Source organism: Aquiflexum sp. (assembly GCF_977115555.1).
The window spans coordinates 1-2188 of sequence record NZ_CDSBKL010000551.1 but is presented as its reverse complement, the minus strand read 5'-3'; the positions used below and the strand labels follow the sequence as shown (position 1 = coordinate 2188).

Below are 2188 nucleotides of genomic sequence, written 5' to 3'. Positions count from 1 at the left end.
CACCTGTTAAATGGAAATTGATTTAAAAACGACTCTCAAAAAACGTAAAGCGTCATTGACTCAATTATCTAATCTGTATAATTGTTCTAAAAAAAAGCACCAAAAATGAAGATCATTTTTAGTGCTCATATATTATAAACTTATAGAGTGGTTTCGATTAATTGGGTTTTTTGTTTCATTCTCATTACAGTTGATATAAAAAACCAAGCTGTAACTATTTCAAAGAATCTTACCCATATAAGGCTCTTTTATTGAAGTCCGTTTTCAATGATATACCACATCGAAAAAACATGAACAATACTAATTAAAAGATTGGCGTAGGGCACCGGATTCTTCTTGTCCTTGACTGCGACTAAGGTCAACAGTTTATAAACTATCTGCATTGGGAAAAGAACAAATGCTACTTTATAGAAATAGGTTTGGTCAACCAATCCAATTGTACTTAAAATGGCAATAGACAAATAAAGACATGACAGAATCTGCCTGGCTGCAGTATTTTCCCCAAATACTTTTGTAATCCGTGGGCCCAAGTTGAAGAAAAGTAGCGTGCCCATCATGCCTGCTACAAGGATATTGATGATGTAAGAAATTATTACGATTAACATTTTTTTTTTAATTAATTAGAGTTATTGAGATTGTTTTCTTGCCTTCACTGACTTTTACCTTGCATTCTTCGTAATCGGGTGGACCGATTGTTGGCTTGATGTTATTGCTAAAACCATATGGTTCTTTTGGGGCTCCATAAAAGTGCCTGTCCATTTTACCATTGCTGTTGAGGTCTTGGTAAGTCGAAACCGCATATTCCCCGGCAGGCAAATCAAAAAGAATCAACGCTTTGTCTCCGGTTACTTTGATTGATTTGGATTGGATAGGTTCCTTTAAAAAGCCTTTTTCAGCAAACACACTTACCATAATCTTGGTATTGGGTTTCGTATCAAATCCCAAAATTTCAACCTGAAGGTTGTCTTGGGCTTTGGTATTATCAGGAATGGCAATCCCAAAAAGGGAAAACACCAAGGCAATAGAAATCAGAAATTTTAACATGGTTTGACAAGATTCAATTTTTTGTTATGCCGCAAAATTAATGAGGCAGAAAAAAGTCACACTTATCAAATGATAAGTTCACTGTTTCTTAATCCGGTTTTTTCGAATACGGCTTAAAGAAACATCTGTGATACCTATAAATCCGGCAATATCCTTCAAAGCGAAGTGCTGAAAAACTTCCGGTCTGTTTTGTTCAAGGTACTCATACCGCTCGATTGCGTTACAATTCAAAAGTAGTTTTCGTAATTGAAATTCTTGAACAAAAATCCTCTCGGCCATTTTCCTCCCGACGGTGTCGAAAATGTGGTATCTCTGACAAAGTCCCTCCAAAGAGGGATAATCAATTTCTATAACTTCGCATTCTTCAACAGCTTTAAAAGTAATGTCTGAGGCATTGCCTGAGACCCAACAGTAATAATTTGTAAAAAGAGAATGCTTAGTAAAAAAGTAAGTGGTTCTCTCAACCCCTTCAATGGTTTCGTAAGCCTTAACGGCACCTTTATCAATAAACCATAGACTTTTACAGAATTTACCCTGCCCAAGAATATTTTCATCTTTTTGATAGGTCCTTTTTTTAGAAATCCCTGACAGGATATCCATATTTGAATCTGGGAAGTCTGCAACTACTGATTGAATTACTTGTTTTATCATAATAGGAAAATACCAATATTGTGTAATCTCGGGTTGTTGAATTATTCGAAAAAAGCTTATTCTATTTTCAGGGGATGCTTATTTTAGATATGTAACAATAACGGAATCCTAACAAGAACCTTCCAGTATCCATCGGACCTTTTCAAAACAGCTAAATTCTTGACCTCCATTTCTCCTTCAAATCTTTGCTTTTTGATAAAATCCCAATATTCCATAAAACGGATTTCTTTGAGGTCTTTGACGGCCAAAGTCATATGGGGATGATATGCCCGATCACTTAATTCTTCAACAAGGTTGAGGTTTGTTTTGCAAAATTTTGAAAGTCCAATTTGTAGGGAGGAGAGTGTCGGATTTTCCTTTACTTTGATGAAAATCACCCTTTTCCCGAACTTATCAAATCCTGAAAATTTAAGCTGAAAAGGCTGTTGTTCTTGACAAAAACCGGTAAGAAGATCTATCAGCTTGCTTTCCTTTGCCTCATTCCAGTCGAATG

General features: G+C 35.7%; 4 protein-coding genes. All 4 read right to left on the bottom strand.

Going from position 1 to position 2188, the window contains the following annotated elements:
* Positions 1 to 248: 248 nt before the first annotated feature.
* Positions 249 to 605 (bottom strand): hypothetical protein, encoded by a 357-nt coding sequence (locus ACZFYI_RS19455; protein ID WP_462525782.1) that lies wholly within the window; start codon positions 603 to 605, stop codon positions 249 to 251.
* Positions 606 to 612: 7 nt separating this feature from the next.
* Positions 613 to 1044, bottom strand: a complete 432-nt coding sequence (locus ACZFYI_RS19450; RefSeq protein ID WP_462525781.1) for a DUF2141 domain-containing protein — start codon at positions 1042 to 1044, stop codon at positions 613 to 615.
* Between the two features lie 78 nt (positions 1045 to 1122).
* A complete protein-coding gene (locus ACZFYI_RS19445) occupies positions 1123 to 1644 on the bottom strand; it encodes a Crp/Fnr family transcriptional regulator (RefSeq protein WP_462525780.1) in 522 nt (173 codons plus the stop codon).
* Positions 1645 to 1778: 134 nt separating this feature from the next.
* The coding region (locus ACZFYI_RS19440) for a 2'-5' RNA ligase family protein (protein WP_462525779.1) at positions 1779 to 2188 on the bottom strand (410 nt) is incomplete at its 5' end.